Source organism: Pseudoalteromonas sp. SWYJ118 (assembly GCF_015864505.1).
GTDB classification, from domain to species: Bacteria; Pseudomonadota; Gammaproteobacteria; order Enterobacterales; family Alteromonadaceae; genus Pseudoalteromonas; species Pseudoalteromonas arctica.
This window is the reverse complement of the sequence record NZ_JADYXC010000004.1, coordinates 1-19,760: the sequence shown is the minus strand read 5'-3', so window position 1 is coordinate 19,760 and position 19,760 is coordinate 1. Positions and strand designations below refer to the sequence as shown.

The following is a 19,760-nucleotide window of genomic DNA, read 5'->3' as shown; positions in this document are numbered from 1 at the left end:
TAGGCGCGAGTTTACCTCGCGTACTAAATCAAACTAGACATCCACCTTAATTAAACAAACAAAGCTATCTCAATTAAGATAGGTATTGTCTTAATTTTTTTACCTCGCGAGGAGTAAAAAAAAAACCAAAAACGCGGCTTAAAGCCGCGCCTACAAATATAACCCCAATCCTGTAGGCGCGAGTTTACCTCGCGAACATGCTTAATAAAACATACTTAACAACAAAATTTAGGGTGGGTGTTTTGTTGCTGTCTTTTTTATTTTTGTTTTATGAGCGACCTGATAAAAAGCGGATCGTTACCTAAATCAGAGGGCGAGTATTTTTTTGTTCGCACTACTGAATAACTTATTTACACGAGGTTTTCAATTGTGAGTAAGGGTAATATTTATCAAATTGAACTTTTGATTAAAACCGTTATAATTCACGCACTTTTGATTAAAGCTGTTGTAATTCATCCATTATGAAAAATATTTTTATTGTTATTTTACTCATTTTAGCTGGTTTTTTTGGCTACAACTATTTCACTTCCAACTCGACAAAAGTTGTATTAGATAGCGCATCCGAAACTTCAACACAAAAACTTGCTAACAATTGGGATGATATCACTCTTCCAGAAGAAATTGAAAATCATTCAAATATTGAAGCTTGTGATACAACAGAGGTAAACATTTGTTTTGGCTCAGGAAGTATATTTTACAAAGAAACCAAAGATGTGACTGTAGCAAGTTTAGTATCAACTGCAGAAACATCGCGTTACGGTGTCCAGGTTAAAAAAACAGGTGAGCTGTTTGTGTTTTCTATAGAGAATGACATTTCTGACGACGAACTGGATTTTGGTAATATTGCTTGTTACAAATATGAGGGTAGTGAAGAAGGCGTTACCGAAACGCGTGAATTAAAATTAGATATTTACGGTACAAAAGTAACAGGGACAAAGTTAGGTTACTCCCAATCAGTTGAATACAGCGTTGGGTATGAAGGTATTGTTGAAGGAGTACTAAACAGCCTTGGAGGAAATACTGTAAATGCTATCACTACACTTACTATTGCAGATGGAGGGGAGATCCGCCAAGAAGAAATATACATTTTAGGCGAAAACTCAATGACTGAAATGCGATATCGTTTAGTCGATGATTTTAAAAATAGTATTTTACGTATCGATAAGAGTATAAAAAAATCCGCAGAAGGTCAGATTTTCCCTATTGAGTATAAATATAACAAAGTAGAGTGCCCGTTATAGGGCTTTGATCTTTAATTAGGCTACCAACTTCCAAATTATAAAAGCTAAAGCAAAGCCTACTAAATACACTAGCCCTAACCACGTTAAACTACGTAGTAACACGCTGTGCTTAATAGCTGGCTCTGATCGCACAAGGCTAAAGTTAAGCCATGCAAAAATAGGCGTTGTAACAAATGAAAGCGTCATCGCAAACGTAAGCATGGGGCCAAGGGCTGATTTAAAAAATAAAATAACCGCCATACCGGCAAGTGCTTGTAGTATTAGCCAAATATTTAAGCTGTGTTTTGATTGCTTAAAGCCAAGTAATTTATGCGATTCGTTTAAAGTACGCGCGTAACCATCTAGTACAGTTAATGTGGTGCCAAACATACATAAAAAAGCAATGGCTGATACAAGCGGCCTTGCCCACTCCCCTATTGTTAATGCGTACATATCAATAAGCTGCTTGGCAAACGCGACACCACCGAGTTCTATACTGCTGGTTTGCCCGTATTGCACTAATACACCTAAGCTAAAAAATACTAATGCTAAGCCAGCTGTAAGCCAGTAACCTACATTAAAATCGAATAAGCCTTGGCTTTTAGAAACTGTTTGCTGCGCTTGTTTTTCTTTTAGCCATAAAGAACTTAATGCAGATATTTCGATAGGCGCTGGCATCCACCCCATTAAAGCCACCATAAAACTCAGCATTGCAAGTTCGTACGGTGAAGGACCAACGTAGTCAGCAGGTGCCATTGGACCGTTACTAAATGCTATAGCAAGAGCAATTAATGTTGCAAGTGTAAGCAGCCCCATAATGCCTTTGGCAACGTTATCGAGCGCTTTAAAGTGCCCAAGTAGTAATATAACTAAACATACCCCTAGCAGCATCCAACAAAGTAAGGTTACTTCAATAACAATAGGTAGAGCGTAATGCAGTAAGCTTGCGGTAAGCAGTAATACGCCGGCGGTATTAACAACGGCGGCTACAATGTTTAAACCAATAAAGCTATAAAAGTAAAACGGACCTTTACTTTTATACCCCTCTACTAGGCTATTTTTAGTAGCGAGAGTGTATTCCATACCAAAGCGAAAAAACGGGTACTTTAAAACATTAACAACGAGGATAAGCCAAAATAATTGCCAGCCAAATATTGCCCCAGCTTGTGTAGAGGCAACTAAGTGAGAACCTCCAATAGCGGCTGTTGCCATGAGAATCCCAGGGCCAAGCGCGTTCAGGCTTGATTTCCATTTCGATACTGCTTGGTTCATTTACTGCTCAAAAATAGTGTGTGTGTGAGCCTCTAACTTACAGAAATTACAGGCAATAAAAAAGAGCCATGCGGCTCTTTTTTACAATACTTTGTGACTAATTTTTATTTAAGATCCATCTCTTGGATGATCTCGTGTGCGATTTCAGGTGTCGTGCTTACAGGCTTTTCGTGTAGGTTAGCTTTTATTTGCCCTTTTCGATGTTTTAGTGCCGCATCGAGTTTTTTAGCTGCGCTTGCAATGGCAGGGTACATAACTTCGTTTTCCCCTTTTACCGATATGCGCGTGCCTTCGTAATTTGTGCTAATTTCAGCTTGGATCTTATGATGCTCTTTAGACAAAATAATATCGAGCGCAATAAGCGATGGGAAATGGCTCTCGATTTTTGAAAATTTTTCGTTGATGTGCTCTCTAATAGAGTCAGTAACTTCAACATGGTGACCAGAAAGATTAATTTTCATAGGGTATCCTTTTATTTGTTACCTACAATTAGTATTGGGGGCTATTTAGATTAACACAAGGAAAAAAGAGAGATATTTGAGGATTATTTACGGCTTTTGGTGATTTAAATCATGTGTTGCGCAAAGTTTATGCAAAGCCCACATTGCATGGGCTTTCAGACGTCTACTTAACTTAAGCTCTGATTGATCAATCTGTGTACGAACAACAGTAATCAGCAAAGTCAGATACTTTTACTTTAAAGCTTACGTTTGCATCTACATTAAACGACTCACCTGCATTAAATGTTTTCCACTCACTCGCGCCTGGTAATAAAATATCCCATTGGCCAGCTAAAAGCTCCATGCATTCTTTTTGGTTTGTATCAAAAACAAACTCACCTGGTTGCATAAAGCCTAACGTTTTCGCTTCGCCATCACCTAAAATAACGGTACGGCTCGACACTTTTCCGTCAAAATATACATTGGCTTTTTTTACTACACTCACGTTATCGAACTTTGGCATTTTTAGCTCCTGCTATTAATTTAAGATTTTTATTTATGAATTTTATCGCACTACCTTGCCTGATAGCTTACTTTCTTGCAAGGAAAGCTGCATTGTTCAAGGTGAAGTTGCTTCATGTAAGGGCATAAAAAAACCCGCAACATGTGCGGGCTTTTCAATTACTTACTTTATTTAATCAAAAGCGATTAAAAAAGCTCGTTTGCTTTGCTTACAATGTTTGCCACTGTAAAACCAAAGTGCTCAAACAGCTCGCCTGCAGGTGCTGACTCACCAAAGGTAGTCATACCTACTACTGCGCCATTTAGGCCTACGTACTTGTACCAGTAGTCAGCAATACCAGCTTCTACTGCTACGCGGCGTGAAACAGATGCCGGTAATACGCTTTCTTTGTATGCTGCGCTTTGATCTTCAAAGGCATCAGTACATGGCATAGATACAACACGTACCTTTTTACCTTGGCTGCGTAGTTCGCTTGCTGAATCTTGTGCTAGTTGCACTTCAGAGCCCGTCGCAATAAAGATAATCTCTGGATTGCCGTCACAGCTAAGGATGTAACCACCCTTTTTAACATCTGCTAATTGCTGTGCGTCACGTGCTTGTTGCTCAAGACCTTGGCGAGTAAAGATAAGCGATGTAGGACCGTCTTTACGCTCAATAGCTTGTTGCCATGCAATTGCCGACTCAACTTGGTCACACGGGCGCCAGTTGTATAAGTTAGGCGTTAAACGCATGCTTGCAATTTGCTCAACTGGTTGGTGAGTTGGACCATCTTCACCTAAACCAATTGAATCGTGCGTGTATACAAAAATGCTTGGTTGCTTCATTAATGCAGCCATACGTACAGCATTTTTTGCATATTCAACAAACATTAAGAACGTAGCACCGTAAGGAATAAAGCCTTTATGAAGGGCAATACCATTCATAATTGCCGACATACCAAACTCACGTACACCGTAGTAAATGTAGTTACCGCTTGCATCATCGCGTGTTAAACCTTTAGAGCCATCCCAAATTGTTAAGTTTGAGCCAGCTAAATCGGCTGAGCCACCCATAAATTCTGGTAATAACGGTCCAAATGCATTTAATGCATTTTGCGATGCTTTACGAGACGCTGGGTTTGCTGGGTTTGCTTGTAATTGCTCAATATACGCTTGAGATTTTTCAGCCCAATCGCCAGGCAGTTCGTTGTTAATACGACGCTTGTATTGTGCTGCAAGCTCTGGGTATGCTTTTGCGTATGCTGCAAATTTTTCGTCCCAGCTTGATTCAAGCTGTTGGCCTTTTTCTTTGCTATCCCATTGTGCGTAAATATCATCAGGAATTTCGAACGCATCGCCAGTCCAACCTAAGAATTCGCGAGATGCTTTAATTTCGTCATCACCTAGTGGAGCACCGTGACAATCGTGGCTACCTGATTTATTAGGTGAGCCGTAACCAATAATTGTTTTACAACAAATTAGTGATGGCTTGTCGGTAACATTTTTAGCTTCTGCAATTGCAGCACTTACAGCATCGCTGTCGTGGCCATCAACACCACTAATTACATGCCAGCCGTATGCTTTAAAGCGCGCTGGTGTATCATCTGTAAACCAACCTTCTACTTCACCATCGATTGAAATGCCGTTGTCATCCCAAAACGCAACAAGTTTACCAAGGCCTAATGTGCCTGCAAGTGAACCCGCTTCATGAGAAATACCTTCCATTAGGCAACCGTCGCCCATAAATGCATAGGTAAAGTGATCAACAATATCGTGACCTTCACGGTTAAACTGTGCAGCTAGCGCTTTTTCAGCAATTGCCATACCTACGGCATTTGTGATCCCTTGACCTAATGGACCCGTAGTAGTTTCGATTCCTGGTGCATAGCCATACTCAGGGTGACCTGGTGTTTTAGAATGCATTTGACGGAAGTTTTTAATTTCGTCTAGCGGTAAGTCGTAACCACTTAGGTGCAATAGAGAATATATAAGCATTGAACCGTGGCCGTTTGAAAGAATAAATCTGTCACGGTCAGCCCACTCTGGATTCGTTGGGTTATGTTTTAGATAATCGCGCCATAGTACTTCTGCGATATCAGCCATGCCCATAGGGGCTCCAGGGTGACCAGATTTGGCCTTTTGTACTGCGTCCATTGACAAGACGCGAATAGCATTTGCAAGTTCTTTGCGAGATGGCATGAATTCTCCTACCTTTATTTGTATTTGCGCGGGTATTTATGTAATCGTTTATGCTCATAAGTCACTTAAGAGCTTTTATGGCACCATTCTTACTTATTGTGGGGGCGGTGTGCAATTAAAAACCCCATAAAAATGAGGCATTATGAATATTTTTTAAGACCAAAAAGTTATTATACATTTTATTTAGACGTCTAGGCGTAAAAACACTATGCAAGATGTTTTGTTTTCGATAAAATACGCCCCTTAATTTTTTAGCGCTAATACCGACGTTTGTGAAGCGCAATATTTGTGAGCAGAATTACAATGGCAAAACATTTATTTACTTCTGAATCAGTTTCTGAAGGTCATCCGGATAAAATCGCCGATCAAATCTCTGATGCGGTACTTGATGCTATCCTAGAGCAAGACTCTCATGCCCGTGTTGCATGCGAAACTTACGTAAAAACCGGTATGGTTATGGTTGGTGGTGAAATCACTACTAGCGCATGGGTTGATATCGAAGAAATTACACGTAAAACAATTCGTGACATTGGCTACACAAATTCAGACATGGGCTTTGATGCCGATTCATGTGCAATTTTAAACACTATTGGTAAACAGTCTCCAGACATTAACCAAGGTGTTGACCGTACTAGCCCAGAAGAGCAAGGCGCTGGCGACCAAGGCTTAATGTTTGGTTACGCATGTAACGAAACAGAAGTACTAATGCCTGCTCCAATTACTTACTCACACCGTTTAGTACAGCGCCAAGCGCAAGTACGCAAAAGCGGCGAGCTTAACTGGTTACGTCCAGATGCAAAATCTCAAGTTACTTTTGCATACGAAAACGGTAAGCCAGTAGGTATTGATGCTGTTGTACTTTCTACTCAGCACAGCGAAGACATTTCGCAAAAAGATTTAGTAGAAGCTGTGATGGAAACAATCATCAAGCCGGTACTTCCTGCAGAACTTATTACAAGTGCAACTAAGTTTTTCATTAACCCAACAGGTCGCTTTGTAATTGGCGGACCAATGGGTGACTGTGGTTTAACTGGTCGTAAAATTATTGTAGATACATACGGTGGTATGGCTCGTCACGGTGGTGGTGCATTCTCTGGTAAAGATCCATCAAAAGTTGACCGTTCAGCAGCATACGCTGCACGTTACGTTGCTAAAAACATTGTTGCTGCTGGTCTTGCTGACAAGTGTGAGCTACAAGTTTCTTACGCAATTGGTGTTGCAGAGCCTACTTCTATCAGCGTTGAAACGTTTGGTACAAGCAAGCTAGAAGAAAGCCGTTTAATCGAGCTTATTCGTGAACATTTTGACCTGCGCCCTTACGGCTTAATTCAAATGCTTGATTTAGAACGCCCTATCTACCTTCCTACAGCGGCTTACGGCCACTTTGGTCGTGACGAATTCCCTTGGGAACGTACAGATAAAGCAGACGCACTTCGCGCAGCTGCCGGCCTTTAAGCCAAAATTGTTGTAGTAAATTAAAAACGGCCCTTTTAAGGGCCGTTTTTACATCTAAAACTTATTCGCTATATTGTTTGTAGAGCGTCTACAAAATAACTATTAAATCGACCTCGAATTCTTTTGTACTTTAGGTATATACTCATTTCATTATAAAAGCTTTAGGGACAGTTAAATGGCCGATAACTTTCGCGTTATATTTGCAGGACTTGCCGATAACGTTGACATAAAAACAGCATGTACAAATTTAGCTGCAAAATTAAAAACATCAGATGAAAAAGTAGCTCTTTTTTTTAAAGGTAAGCCACTGTTTGCACCAAGCGATAAAGACAAAGCGTTAAAACAGGCTAAGTTACTAGCAGGCTTAGGCATTAAAAGTAAGCTTCAAGCTGTTTCAAACATCATTCAAAATGGCTCAAACCCTGCTGCAAATAACAACCAACGTGACGAACGTATTTTTGATGCACTCGATTACATCACTAGCAGCTTAATTCGCCTTGAAGAAAAGCTAGACGAGTTAGAGCAACGCCTTCCTGAAGCTCAATTAAAAGCACCAGACGAAAGTATTGACGAATGGCAAGGTGACGATCTAATGCTAGATGATGATTTAGCGCCTCCTAAAAAACGCAGTAACTTACTTTTATATTCATTGATTGCAACTGCCACAATTTTGCTAGTCGTACTGGCTGTTTTTTTAATTTTTCCCGATTTATTCTCTTTTTAAGAATGGCTAATTAATTTAATGAGTAATAAACGCGCAAAAATAAGAGCAGAAATTCGTAATACCCGTAAAAACTTGTCAAATAATCAGCAAATAATTGCTGCGCAATCGCTAAAAATGAATTTTATTCAACATTTAAAAAGCGAAAAAACAACGAATTCAAAGCATATTGCCATTTACTTAAGTAACGATGGAGAACTCGACACCTCATTGTTAATTAAAGAATTACGGAGTTTAAACCATACTGTTTGCCTACCTATAATACACCCATTCAATGGCGCTAATTTACTATTTCAGCGCTATGAGAAAAACTCACCCATGAGAGCAAATCGCTATGGTATCTTGGAGCCTAAGCTGAACTGCTCTCAAATATGCCCATTACCAGTGCTTGATTACCTCCTTATGCCATTAGTTGCATTTGACAAACAAGGTAATCGCCTAGGAATGGGAGGTGGGTTTTACGACCGGACATTGGCACGTTTACACGAACAAAATTGGCAAAAACCACAACTAATTGGCCTTGCACATGAATGCCAAAAAGTTGAGGCTCTACCAATCGAGTCGTGGGATGTACCACTTAAAACCATTATCACCCCAGATAAAACATACTGTTGGTAACATTTAAATTTAGTTACTAACCGCATATTTCTGACATACATGAGCACAAAGCAATGACACAAGACGAATTAAAAAAAGCAGCTGCTTGGGCAGCACTCGAGTTTGTAAAAGAAAACACTATTGTAGGTGTGGGTACAGGCTCTACTGTTAATCACTTTATTGATGCCCTTGGCTCAGTAAAGGACACTATTGTAGGCGCTGTATCAAGCTCAGAAGCCTCAACCGCGCGCTTACAAGCGTTAGGTATTGAAGTATTTGAGCTTAATAACGTTGCTGCTTTAGATGTATACGTTGACGGCGCTGACGAAATAAACGCCCAAAACGAAATGATTAAAGGTGGCGGTGCAGCCCTCACTCGCGAAAAAATAGTAGCCGCTGTAGCTAAACAATTTGTGTGCATTGTAGATGACACCAAATTAGTAAAAACATTAGGCGACTTCCCGCTTCCGGTAGAAGTTATTCCAATGGCTCGCAGCTACGTTGCACGAGAATTATTAAAGCTTGGTGGTGACCCCGTTTATCGCCAAGGCGTAGTTACCGATAACGGTAACGTTATATTAGATGTATTTAACTTAAAAATTACCAATGCTAAACAACTTGAAGCACAAATAAATTCAATTGTTGGCGTAGTTACCAACGGCCTATTTGCAATGCGTGGTGCTGATAAAGTGATTATCGGTACTAAAAATGGGCCACAAATTAAATAGGATGAGGTTATGAGTAAGGTATCGTTAGCAAAAGACAAAATTAAAATTCTCTTGCTTGAAGGTGTTCACCAAAGCGCTGTTGAAACGCTAAAACGTAACGGTTACAGCAATATCGACTACGTTAAAACATCCTTACCTGAGGACGAATTAAAAGAGCGCATTAAAGATGTTCACTTTGTAGGACTTCGTTCTCGTACTCATATTAACCAAGCCGTATTAGACTCAGCTGACAAGCTAGTTGCTGTTGGGTGTTTTTGTATTGGTACAAACCAAGTTGATTTAGATGCAGCACGCGAACGCGGTATTGCTGTATTTAACGCACCATTTTCTAATACTCGTTCAGTTGCTGAACTTGTACTTGGTGAAATCCTACTTTTATTACGCGGTATTCCAGAGCGTAATGCAGCGGCTCATCGTGGTGGCTGGTTAAAAACAGCAAATGGTTCGTTTGAAGCACGTGGTAAAACTTTAGGTATTATTGGCTACGGTCACATTGGTACTCAGCTAGGTATTATGGCTGAAAACATCGGTATGAATGTGGAGTTTTACGATATCGAAGATAAATTATCACTCGGTAATGCAAAACAAGTTCACAACCTAACTCAGCTGTTACAACGCTCTGATATTATTAGTTTACACGTACCAGAAACACCGCAAACTAAAAATCTTATTGGTAGTGCAGAACTTGCTGTTATGAAGCAGGGATCTATTTTGATCAACGCTTCACGCGGAACTGTTGTTGATATTGATGCACTTGCAGAAGCACTAACAGAGAAAAAACTAAGTGGTGCAGCAATCGATGTGTTCCCTACTGAGCCAAAATCTAACGATGAAGAATTTGTATCGCCACTGCGCCAATTCGACAATGTTATTTTAACGCCGCACATTGGTGGTTCTACACAAGAAGCGCAAGAAAACATTGGTATTGAAGTAGCGGGTAAACTGGCTAAATACTCAGATAATGGCTCAACTATTACAGCTGTTAACTTTCCTGAGGTATCACTACCAGAGCTTGCTAATCGTAGCCGTTTATTACACGTGCACCACAACCGCCCTGGTGTACTAACGCAAATTAACCAAGCGTTTGCACAGCACGGTATTAACATTGCTGCGCAATACCTACAAACAGACGCATCTATTGGTTATGTAGTTATTGATGTAGATACAGATCAATCTGAAGTAGCACTTAAAGAACTAAGCGCTGTTGAGGGTACAATTAGAGCACGTATTCTGCATTAGTAATTTAATCAGCTATTCTAATATCAAAAAGGGTCACTTCATTAAGTGACCCTTTTTTGTATTTAGATTACATATACTTTCTTAAGTATTTTTTGAATACCGGATCTGTTGCTGCCAACTCTTTTTGCTCAGCTAATATCTCTTTTAAAATAGCACCTGAAGTAAGCGGGTTAGCTAGTACCACCCTAAATACAACTGTTGGTTGATTGTCGTATTTAGAAGGCGTTAAACGAGTACGTGATACAAATGAGCGACCAGACTCTCGCTGACGTTTTTGCATACTGGCAGTAAAACGGTTCAGTGAAGCAAAAATATCTAACCGAGTTGCTGCATCAGCATCGGCTATTGCTTGTTTAATTTGCTTAGGTACATAACGATACGTTAATAAGCACAACTCAGGCTCCGAAATAAGCTCAAAGTCTTCATCAGCCTTAATTAAATCAGCAAAGTAATGTGCTTTTTTGATGCTTCGATCAATCAGCATTTCGTAACCTTTACGACCAATAACACGTAAGCAAGCATGTACTAACATTGCCATACCAGGTCGGCTGCCTTCAAGCGTGTGGCTACCTAAGTCTTTTGAACCTTTACGTAATATGTACTCAGCGTGATGCTCTATAGCATCGGTTGCAGCGGGATCTTTAAATAAAACTAAGCCCGCTCCCATTGGTACATACATTTGTTTATGTGCGTCGATGGTAATTGAATCTGCTCGCTCAATCCCTTTTAGTAAAGGGCGATGCGTGTTCGATAAAAGGGTTGCTCCTCCCCATGCAGCATCTACATGAAAATGGCAGTTAATGTCTTGTGCTAAGTCGGCCATTTCATCAAGTGGGTCAATATTACCGGTTTCGGTTGTACCCGCTACCCCAATAATCGCCATTACTTTAATGCCTTGCGATTCAAGCTCACGTGCTTTTTCGCGCATAGCTCCTACATCAACTTTATTATTTTCGCAGGTTTTAATACCAATTAAGTTATCGCGGCCAATACCGAGTAAATCAACCGATTTACCTAATGAGTAATGTCCGCGTTCTGATATTAATACTGCTAAACCTTTATAGCCGTAATGCAGCATACCGGCAATTAGGCCTTGTGCGCCGATACCTCTAAAATCGCCATCGGGTTTTAATAAGCGGTTTCGAGCAATCCAAAGCGCAGTAATATTAGCAACCGTTCCACCAGAGCAAAATGCACCTAATGAGGTTTTAGCACTGTGCATCCATTTAGAATAAAATGAATCTTCTTGCCCATAAGCTAAATGATGCATCATTCCAAGCACTTGACGCTCAAGAGGCGTAAACGCTTTAGACGTTTCTATTTTTACTAGATTTTGATTTAGCCCTACCATCAATTTTGACAGCGGTAATAAGAAATGCGGCAAGGCAGAGGTCATGTGACCAATAAAGCTAGGCGCAGCTGTATGCACAGAATGCGCAACAAGTTGCTCCATTATGTCTTGGGCATAAGCAGATACAAACGTTGGATCCTCTGGGATCACTGCCGACTGAAAATCTTTTTCGATTTCATGTAATGGTTTTTCAATTGCCGCTATATTTTCGTTTAGAAAACCTGCTAAATTACTCGAAATTTCAAGCTCGATTTTGCTTAAAGTTGAGTCTGGCGCTTCAGGTACAGTAAATATACGCTTAAGGCTTTCTTTAGAGGCGACGGCACAACGCTTTTGATCCATCTCAATACCTAGTGTGTGTAGCTAAAACACGCGCTTACCCATCAAAAACGCCTACTTATTAGGACATTTAGAGCAATCGTGTTTCTTTAAAAATTGCGCTAACTTTACTGCAATATAACTAAAATGTCTCGTTTAAACCTATAAAAGCAATCAAAGCGATGACAAAAAAATGATAATTTAATTAAAACTCTACCAAACCTAATTATTTATTGGGCATTTACTTATTTTGGGTATAATAAATTTGATAACAAAAAAGGGACACATATGCCAGAAGGAAGAGTCAAAGTTAGTTGGATAGTGGCAGGCTTTAGCTTGTTTTTAATAAGCTTACTTACCTATGTTTACTACACTTACCAAACCACGCGTGCTGAAATAATGCAGTCGGTTGATAATCGCTTACTTAATGCAGCCACCAGCGTAAAACATATTTTAGGTGAAAATTACTTAAGTGCGGTTAATCAAGGCGACAACATAAGTTTTTCTTACTATCAAGATAAAAGTAAACAGCTCTCTGAGTTTGCTCAAGCACTTGATATTGCTTATGTGTATTCAATGATTTTAAAAGACGGTAAGGTTCTTTTTAGCTCATCAAGCTACACGCAAGACGATCAGAATAATGGCAAAGTAACTCAATTTTTAGATCTCTACCCTGAAGCTACCGATGCCAATATAAGTGCTTTTTACTCAACCGAGCCTGTATTTGAAATATCGAGCGATCAGTGGGGCCACTTTAAAACTATTTTTATTCCTTACGTTGACCCTATTAACGGCAATACCTATTTAACGGGTGCCGATATAACTATTTACAATTTAAACGAGAAACTTAAAGAAAGCGTATCAAAAGCAGCTGCAATGGCTAGCTTCTTCTTTTTTATCGCGATACTTGTTGCCGCCATATATATTTATTTACTAAAGCGCTCGTTAGCAACTGACTCAAGTACTGGTTTTTCAAATCATATTGCTCTTGAGTACTTTATTAAAAAAAGTAATGCTCATCACATGCAGTTAGCCGTTATTTGGGTTAATGAAATAGAAGATATAAACAGTTTCTACGGCACTGAAGTGGGTGATAAAGTAATGAAAAACTTACTTATTCACTTTAAACTCAGAAGCTCTGCGCATTGCCATATATACAGACTAGCAACCAACAAAATAGTATTACTCGCGCCTAAAGAAATGAGTAATGACGAATTTACCGATCTCGTAAAAACATATAACTTTAATACCCCAGTGTTAACTGACCCTTTTATTTATATAACTCTATGTGCAGGTATTGCCAGTGGCAATAAATCGCTACTACTTGAAAACGCTCATATAGCGGCGCTGCAAGCTAAACAAGGCAGGCATAGCGTAGTTAACTACTCAAAAGCGCTACACGATGTAAAAACGCAATATCAATACAATGTTGAAATGGCTAAAGAGGTGCGTGAAGCGTTTGATAACAACCGTATAGTGCCTTACTTTCAACCCATTATTGATACAAATACCAACAAGGTCGTTCAATACGAATGTTTAGCTCGAATGGTAACGGCGCAAGGGGAAGTGTTGAAACCTGATGCATTTTTAAATGTTGTTACTCGATCAAGAATGGACGGAATACTTACCCGTACTATATTTTCACAATGTGTTAGTCGCTTTAGAAAAACCGATATTTGCTGGAGTTTAAATATAACAGCACAAGATATGCTCGACCCTAATTTAAGCGAGTTTATTGCGGACGAACTTAAGCGCTACCCGCATCCTGGTAATATCACACTAGAGCTTTTAGAAACCCAAGCTATTGCCAACTTTTCTGAGGTAAAAGCATTTATTGGAATGGTTAAAACGAAAGGCGTTAAGGTTATTATTGATGACTTTGGTAGTGGTTATTCAAATATATCAAACGTACTTAAGCTGGAAGTAGATGGTATTAAGCTAGATGGCGCACTAATAAAGCAAATAGTGAATGACAAAGATATCTATTTATTTATTGAACATATAGCCAGTTTTGCTAATCAACTTGGTTTGCAATTAATGGCAGAGTCGGTAGAAAATGCAACCATAGTAACCGCACTTAAAAAGGCGAATGTGACACTAATGCAAGGCAACTACTTTGCCCACCCAGTGTCACATGTTAGTACGGTTATAGAAGAAGAATTAGCACTTTAACTTACTTTAGCGAGGTAAGTTAATAACGAGTCGGTGGCTTTGCTGGCCACTGGCCCAGTATTTACGCTCAAAAGGCGTAATGGCATCGTCTGACTCATAAAGCGTTACATCGCAAGGGTTGCCTGTTAATTCGAGCGCCCGAGCAAACTCCTTAACGTAAATATCCCAATTGCTGCGTACTTCTAATTTTCCACCTAACTTAACAATAAATGGAAAAATAGCTGCGCCATGCCAGCGCCTACGAATATGCTTAGATTTAGGCCACGGGTTTGGATACAACAAATAATGGTGCGTAGGTTGCCAATTAGCAGCTACCGCTAAACGCCAAAAGTCATTTAAGTCTGCTTGCACTAAGATGTACTGACCACTGTCGGTTTGCTTATATTCAACATCGTGCTTATCTAATCGGTGCGACGATTTATCAATACCAATTATAAGTGCATCTGGGTGGCGCTTAGCTAAGTTAGCTGAGCTTTCACCTACGCCACAACACGAGTCTAAAATAAGCGGGCCACTAAAGGCTTGTACTTTAGCATTAACCTCGTCAAATGCGGCTTGGGTGTGTGCTGCAATTGGCTTTTTAAATTCAGCATCTAAGTGCTTATTTACTATTTCATCAAGCTTTTCGTGAATACCCGCTTGATTAGATACAATACTACGTGAATTTGCATCACTCATTAGTGTCTTAGCCCCACACCTTTTTTGATCAATGTAAGCGCTAATGTAAATAACGCTGTTATAAATACTAAAATAACCCCAAGAGCCACGCTCAAATCAACATCCGACACACCTAAAAAGCCATAACGAAATGCGTTAACCATATAAATTATAGGGTTGATTTGTGATACATTCTGCCAAAATTCAGGCAGCAACGTAATTGAATAAAATACACCGCCTAAGTAAGTTAGTGGCGTTAGTATGAAGGTGGGGATAATGCTTATATCGTCAAAGCTGTTTGCGTAAATCGCATTAATTAAGCCACCTAAAGCAAACACGGCTGAGGTTAAAATAACCGTTGCCATAATTACAAAAATATTATGAATTTGAATATCAACAAATAATAACGATACACAGGTAACTATAAAGCCCACCATAATACCGCGCGTCATACCGCCACCCATATAGCCTAGAACAATGATGTAGTTAGGTACAGGTGCAACTAAAAGCTCTTCAATGCTTTTTTGAAACTTTGTTGAATAAAAACTAGAGGCTACGTTGGAATAGGAATTGGTAATGACCGACATCATTATAAGGCCCGGTACAATAAACTCCATGTAGCTAAAACCGCCCATATCGCCAATTCGTGAACCAATTAAGTTACCAAAAATAACAAAATATAAGCTCATTGTAATTGCTGGCGGTACTAAGGTTTGCACCCAAATACGTAAAAAACGAATACACTCTTTAATCCATAAACTCTTTAAGGCTACGCCATATTTAAACATTTATTCGCCCCGCCCTTGCTCTAGTAATCCTACAAATAACTCTTCTAGTCTGTTTGCTTTATTTCGCATACTCAATACAGTATTACCTTGAGCTGTTAATGCACTAAACACAGCATTTAACCCTTGTGATTTAGCAACTTCCACCTCAACAGTGCGATCGTCTGTCATGGTAAATTTATAGCCATCAAGCGTTACAGGATTTGCAGGCGTTTTTAAATCTAAAATAAACGTTTCTTTATCAAGCTTTGCAAGCAGTGCTTTAATAGTGGTGTTTTCAACAATTCGACCATTATCGATAATCGCAATGTTTTTACACAGTAACTCTGCTTCTTCAAGGTAATGTGTGGTTAAAATAATGGTAACGCCTTGCTGATTTATTTGGCGTAAAAAATCCCACATTGAGCGACGAAGCTCTATATCTACACCTGCTGTTGGCTCATCAAGTATAAGCAACTTTGGTTCGTGCATAAGCGCACGTGCAATCATTAAGCGGCGTTTCATACCACCTGAAAGCGTACGCGCTTGCTTGTCTTTTTTCTCAAGTAAACCAAGTTGAGCTAGGTATTTATCAGCACGCTTATGGGCTTCAGCGCGTGGAACACCGTAATAACCAGCTTGATTAACAAGTATTTGGCTAAGCGTTTCAAACTGACTAAAGTTAAACTCTTGCGGCACTAAGCCTAAATGCGCTTTTGCGGCTTCTAAATCAGTATCAATATCGCAACCGAATACTTCTACTTTGCCTTTTGTTTTATTAACAAGTGAGGAAATAACACCAATAGTGGTTGATTTACCAGCTCCATTTGGGCCAAGCAAAGCGAAAAAATCACCTTCGTAAACTTGTAAATCAACGCCTTTAATGGCCTCAACACCATTTTTATAAACCTTAGTAAGGCCTTCTATATTTAAAGCAATATTTTGCTTAACCATTACTTACCCTCACCATAACCCCAACGTTTTGTTAGGTTATGTTCAATGTTTAAATGATCTAAAATTCTTGCCACCATAAAATCGACTAAGTCTTCAATACTTTGTGGCTTATGATAAAAACCAGGTGCTGCTGGCATAATAGTTACCCCTAAACGAGATAACTTAAGCATGTTTTCTAAATGAATTTCGTTAAATGGTGTTTCGCGCGGTACTAAAATTAGCTGCCCGCGTTCTTTTATTACAACATCGGCGGCGCGTTCTAGTAAATTATCTGACGCCCCTACCGCAATTGCAGAAACCGATCCTGCACTACACGGGCATACCACCATTTTTTTAGGTGCCGCAGAGCCCGATGCCACAGGGCTAAACCAGTTATCTTTACCGTATACTTTTAACTGCCCAGATTTAGCATTAAACAGCGTACTTAACTGCTCAGTGGCTTTATCTTCGTTACCAGAGAGCTTAATATTTGATTCTGTATCAAGCACCACTCGCGCTGCACTTGAGATAAGTACGTAAACTTGAAATTGCTGTTCAAGCAATACTTCAAGTAACCTTAAACCATAAGGCGCACCTGATGCACCGCTAAAAGCGAGCGTAATTCTATCTTTAAATTGCACACTATTCTCCGCTGTATTTATCAGCTAAACCATCAACAAGGTGTTGATGAAGGCCATTAAAACCGCCATTACTCATAATTAAAATATGTTGATTAGGCTCAATATTTTCAAGCACCGTATCAATAATTGTTTGCGTGCTGCTAAAGCACTGCATGCCTGCTTTATCTGCTTGCTCTTTTAGCGACCAATTTAGATTCTCTGGTTCAAAAAGTAGTACGTCGTCAGCATCACGCAGTGAATCTAATAATGTATATTGGTGCACGCCCATTTTCATCGTGTTTGAGCGCGGCTCTAAAATAGCGATAATTTTTTCATCACCTACTTTTGCGCGCAGTCCTGCAAGCGTAGTTTTAATTGCTGTTGGGTGATGCGCAAAATCGTCATACACCTTAATATTATTAATATCAGCCTTTAGCTCCATACGCCTTTTAGGGCTAATAAATTCTCCTAAGGCATCAATACTATGATCAACAGCTATACCCACATGACGCGCTGCTGCGATAGTCATAATTGCATTTTTAACGTTATGCTCGCCTATTGCTTGCCAGCAAACAGTGCCCTGCTTTTCGTTATTTAAAAGTACATTAAACTCACTACCATCGGCTTTTATTAATTCATAGCTCCAATCATCGCCTAGCGTTTCGCTTTCGCTCCAAAGCCCTTGTGCTATTACGTCATTAAGCGCTACGTCTTGCTTAGGCCAAATTACCTTGCCGCTTTGAGGTAATGTACGCATTAAGTGATGAAATTGTTTTTTTATTGCGTTCAAATCTTCGAAAATATCAGCGTGATCGAATTCAAGATTATTTAAAATAAGTGTACGTGGAAGGTAATGGACAAACTTACTGCGCTTATCAAAAAAAGCAGTGTCGTATTCATCGGCTTCAATAACAAAAAATGGCGTTTCACCCACTTTTGCCGATACACCAAAATTTTGGACTATGCCGCCAATTAAAAACCCTGGTTTTAAACCTGCATACTCTAAAACCCACGCAAGCATACTTGCTGTGGTTGTTTTTCCATGCGTACCCGCTACAGCAAGTACCCACGATTTTTGTAATAAATTATGTTTAAGCCATTCAGGGCCTGAGGTGTAAGGCAGACCTTTATCAAGCACATATTCAACACACGGGTTACCACGGCTCATTGCATTACCGACAACTACCATATCTGGTTTTGGCTCTAATTGAGATACGTCGTAGCCTTGAGTCAGTTCAATGCCAAGCTCTTCAAGTTGCGTACTCATTGGTGGGTAAACGTTTTGATCAGAACCCGTTACTTTATGACCTAATGATTTAGCAATGGCTGCAATACCACCCATAAACGTGCCACAAATGCCCAAAATATGTATATGCATATACTTTCCTTAAATCGTATGCTCACTTTACAGCTATGCAAAGTTTAATGGCGCTATAATGCCAAAATTCGTGCTTAGTTACTATGTACGTCTGCACAATTCACTCGTGCCAAAAACACGTTAATTAGTTTTTTAAACGCTAAAAATCAAAAAATAGGCACGTTCACCTACCCTGTATTGCTTTTAATCAATTATTATCAATGTTATAAACCAGCTTGCTGTATAACTTTAAAACTTAAAAAGGACTTAATATGAAAAAACTATTCTTTATAGCCTGTATTTTACTTAGTCAAAAAAGCTTTGCTTTGGAATTTGCTAAGTACCCAATAGAATTAAGTTCGGGCGAAGGCGTTAATGTTGTTATTGCCCCAACAACAGATAAAAAACAAGCTTTAGTAAAAGTAACAGGCATAAACCATGATATTGATGGGATTGTATTTTTAACCGATTTAAAACCTCATGGTAGTAATAAAGCTTACAAATATACTTACGATGGTACACAAAGAAGTTTAGTAAGTGTTGAGGAAGGCTACCGCTGTTGCTCTTACAATCTTTATATTCCAGACACTCGTGATGGAATTTACTTATCAAAAAAAGAAGAGTCAAACCCTGCCATTGTTGAAGACTTAAAAGCGCAATACGATCAACAATTAAATAAAGGTACTCAAGCTAAACTAGCGAAGTTTAATCGTGAAAAGCATTTAGGGTATCAACAAAAAAATATAGCTGCCGCTAATAGCGAAATAGATAAGCAATGCGGATTAAAAATAAATACCAATGTTGATTGGGAAAGCATTGATGATGAAAACCTAAAAGAATATCCAGTGGGTTCATTTTGTGCACAAGTTGCAAACGAAATGGCATACATGTGCGAAAAAGACCAAAGTTTTAAAAACGACATAGCTCAGTTCAATGCTATCGAATGTAAATTTACTAATGAGCTAAAACTACGTAAAAATGGTAATACACTTATATTTAAAACAGCGCCAAAAGCCGCTAACCAACGCCGATTTATTGAAGCTTATTTATTAAATTTATAAGCTGAGTTTAAAACCAAAAAAAGCACCTAAAGGTTAATGCCGATCAGTTAAGAAAATGACCGGTTGACCGATCCAAACGATCATGCAAAATCCGTAGTTAGGAAACTAACTACGGATTTTTTTGTGAATATAGAACAAGCACTGCAAGCAACACT

At 39.3% G+C, this 19,760-nt stretch carries 18 protein-coding genes; 8 read left to right on the top strand and 10 right to left on the bottom strand.

Annotation, left to right across the window (positions count from 1 at the left end; genetic code table 11):
- The first annotated feature begins 461 nt into the window (after window positions 1-461).
- Window positions 462-1,241: a hypothetical protein gene (locus I6F48_RS06135; protein WP_197119062.1), complete on the top strand. Its 780-nt coding sequence runs from the start codon at window positions 462-464 to the stop codon at window positions 1,239-1,241.
- Window positions 1,242-1,256: 15 nt separating this feature from the next.
- On the opposite strand, the gene I6F48_RS06130 is transcribed toward I6F48_RS06135, so the two are convergent.
- The 4 genes from I6F48_RS06130 to tkt form a co-directional block, all read right to left on the bottom strand.
- Window positions 1,257-2,432: an NRAMP family divalent metal transporter gene (locus I6F48_RS06130; protein ID WP_197119131.1), complete on the bottom strand. Its 1,176-nt coding sequence runs from the start codon at window positions 2,430-2,432 to the stop codon at window positions 1,257-1,259.
- A 164-nt stretch (window positions 2,433-2,596) separates the two neighbouring features.
- Window positions 2,597-2,953 (bottom strand): ribosome hibernation-promoting factor, HPF/YfiA family, encoded by a 357-nt coding sequence (gene hpf / locus I6F48_RS06125; protein ID WP_007376058.1) that lies wholly within the window; start codon window positions 2,951-2,953, stop codon window positions 2,597-2,599.
- A 187-nt stretch (window positions 2,954-3,140) separates the two neighbouring features.
- The gene (gene ppnP, locus I6F48_RS06120; protein ID WP_002958974.1) at window positions 3,141-3,455 is read right to left on the bottom strand and encodes a pyrimidine/purine nucleoside phosphorylase; all 315 of its coding nucleotides are present in this window, start codon (window positions 3,453-3,455) and stop codon (window positions 3,141-3,143) included.
- A gap of 185 nt (window positions 3,456-3,640) precedes the next feature.
- A complete protein-coding gene (gene tkt, locus I6F48_RS06115) occupies window positions 3,641-5,632 on the bottom strand; it encodes a transketolase (protein ID WP_197119061.1) in 1,992 nt (663 codons plus the stop codon).
- 303 nt (window positions 5,633-5,935) lie between these two features.
- On the opposite strand from tkt, the gene metK reads away from it, so the two are divergent.
- From metK to serA, 5 genes are all read left to right on the top strand, one after another.
- Complete coding sequence (gene metK, locus I6F48_RS06110) at window positions 5,936-7,087, top strand: methionine adenosyltransferase (RefSeq protein WP_007584761.1); 1,152 nt, start codon at window positions 5,936-5,938, stop codon at window positions 7,085-7,087.
- A 175-nt stretch (window positions 7,088-7,262) separates the two neighbouring features.
- Entirely contained in the window at window positions 7,263-7,811 is a 549-nt protein-coding gene (locus I6F48_RS06105; RefSeq protein ID WP_165728434.1) for a hypothetical protein, read from the top strand.
- An 18-nt stretch (window positions 7,812-7,829) separates the two neighbouring features.
- Complete coding sequence (locus I6F48_RS06100; protein WP_197119060.1) at window positions 7,830-8,426, top strand: 5-formyltetrahydrofolate cyclo-ligase; 597 nt, start codon at window positions 7,830-7,832, stop codon at window positions 8,424-8,426.
- Between the two features lie 53 nt (window positions 8,427-8,479).
- On the top strand, window positions 8,480-9,133 hold the full coding sequence (rpiA, locus tag I6F48_RS06095; RefSeq protein ID WP_007584757.1) for a ribose-5-phosphate isomerase RpiA: 654 nt from the start codon (window positions 8,480-8,482) through the stop codon (window positions 9,131-9,133).
- A 9-nt stretch (window positions 9,134-9,142) separates the two neighbouring features.
- Window positions 9,143-10,372 (top strand): phosphoglycerate dehydrogenase, encoded by a 1,230-nt coding sequence (gene serA, locus I6F48_RS06090; protein ID WP_007584756.1) that lies wholly within the window; start codon window positions 9,143-9,145, stop codon window positions 10,370-10,372.
- Window positions 10,373-10,439: 67 nt separating this feature from the next.
- Here the strand turns inward: serA and panP are convergent, their stop codons facing one another.
- A complete protein-coding gene (gene panP, locus I6F48_RS06085; protein WP_024594075.1) occupies window positions 10,440-12,065 on the bottom strand; it encodes a pyridoxal-dependent aspartate 1-decarboxylase PanP in 1,626 nt (541 codons plus the stop codon).
- A 264-nt stretch (window positions 12,066-12,329) separates the two neighbouring features.
- Between panP and I6F48_RS06080 the strand changes: the two genes are divergently transcribed.
- On the top strand, window positions 12,330-14,213 hold the full coding sequence (locus tag I6F48_RS06080) for a bifunctional diguanylate cyclase/phosphodiesterase (RefSeq protein WP_007584752.1): 1,884 nt from the start codon (window positions 12,330-12,332) through the stop codon (window positions 14,211-14,213).
- Window positions 14,214-14,219: 6 nt separating this feature from the next.
- Here I6F48_RS06080 and trmB read toward each other — a convergent pair whose 3' ends face one another.
- Genes trmB through mpl form a run of 5 tightly spaced genes read right to left on the bottom strand, consistent with a single transcriptional unit; the run spans window position 14,220 to window position 18,565 of the window.
- Window positions 14,220-14,891, bottom strand: coding sequence for a tRNA (guanine(46)-N(7))-methyltransferase TrmB (trmB, locus tag I6F48_RS06075; protein ID WP_007584750.1), 672 nt, complete (start codon window positions 14,889-14,891; stop codon window positions 14,220-14,222).
- Complete coding sequence (locus tag I6F48_RS06070) at window positions 14,891-15,658, bottom strand: ABC transporter permease (RefSeq protein WP_007584748.1); 768 nt, start codon at window positions 15,656-15,658, stop codon at window positions 14,891-14,893. Before I6F48_RS06070 ends, trmB begins: the two co-directional genes overlap by 1 nt.
- Window positions 15,659-16,588, bottom strand: a complete 930-nt coding sequence (locus tag I6F48_RS06065; RefSeq protein ID WP_024594076.1) for an ABC transporter ATP-binding protein — start codon at window positions 16,586-16,588, stop codon at window positions 15,659-15,661.
- Window positions 16,588-17,208, bottom strand: a complete 621-nt coding sequence (locus I6F48_RS06060; RefSeq protein ID WP_007584746.1) for a flavin prenyltransferase UbiX — start codon at window positions 17,206-17,208, stop codon at window positions 16,588-16,590. The genes I6F48_RS06065 and I6F48_RS06060 overlap by 1 nt, the downstream gene beginning before the upstream one ends.
- Before the next feature lies 1 nt (window position 17,209).
- Window positions 17,210-18,565 (bottom strand): UDP-N-acetylmuramate:L-alanyl-gamma-D-glutamyl-meso-diaminopimelate ligase, encoded by a 1,356-nt coding sequence (gene mpl / locus I6F48_RS06055; RefSeq protein WP_024594077.1) that lies wholly within the window; start codon window positions 18,563-18,565, stop codon window positions 17,210-17,212.
- Between the two features lie 251 nt (window positions 18,566-18,816).
- On the opposite strand from mpl, the gene I6F48_RS06050 reads away from it, so the two are divergent.
- On the top strand, window positions 18,817-19,605 hold the full coding sequence (locus tag I6F48_RS06050) for a hypothetical protein (RefSeq protein ID WP_007584744.1): 789 nt from the start codon (window positions 18,817-18,819) through the stop codon (window positions 19,603-19,605).
- Window positions 19,606-19,760 lie beyond the last annotated feature (155 nt).